The 766-nt window shown below is 73.5% G+C and carries 1 pseudogene; it reads right to left on the reverse strand.

Features of this window, described 5'->3' with window-relative positions:
* Window positions 1-766, reverse strand: a pseudogene (locus QOL99_RS17305) (ATP-dependent helicase); the annotation flags it as partial.

The raw sequence follows: 766 nt of genomic DNA on the forward strand, positions 1-766 counted from the left end.
CGCAGCGGCCCCGGCGGCAGCTCGCGCAGGTGCAGCTCGACCAGCACGCTGAGAATCGCCCGCACCCGTCCGGCAGGCAGCGCGAGGCGGCGGCCGTCGGGCAGCCGGGCCGGGATCACGTCCTCCTCTCCCAGCGCGGCGAGGGCCTCCGGGGTAAAGAGGTCGGGGCGCTCGGCGATCAGGGCGACCAGAATCGGAATCAGGCTGCGCCGCTCGCCGTCCACGATCACCCCGAGTTCGAGGGTAAACCAGCCCCCCTCCTCTCCCGTCTCGCCGTACCAGCTCTCGACCTCGGCGTAGAGGTGGGGAAAGCTGGGCTCGATCTCGACGCGGAAGCCTTTGGCTTCCAGCCGGGGCACGGTGTCGGTCAGGAAGGTGCGCCAGCGGCCCTCGTCCCCGTAGGCGTACAGCTTCTCCGCGTCCGGGTGGCGCACGTGGTCGCCGCGCGGCTGAAGGCTCTGGAGCCGCTTCAGGCCGGTGCGGGTGAGCTGCCCGGTGGCCCGCTTCTCGGCGGCGGGATCGCGGCTGGCAAGGTGCAGCACGCCGTCCACGTAGCTCTGACGGTCCGTCTCCAGCGGCTGACCGCCGTAGTGGTGGCTGAGCACGGCCACGCCCACGCGCTCGTCGTCGGTGGTCCGGCGGCGGGCCAGGCGGCGCGTGATCGCCACGCGCTCCTCGCGCAGGGTCAGGACCGGCTGGTAGGGCAAGGTCTCGCGGCGCACCGGGATGGGCCGGGGGGCGGGCAGGTCCAGCCCCGGAAAGCGGC

This window comes from Deinococcus rhizophilus (genome assembly GCF_030271215.1).
GTDB classification, from domain to species: domain Bacteria; phylum Deinococcota; class Deinococci; order Deinococcales; family Deinococcaceae; genus Deinococcus; species Deinococcus rhizophilus.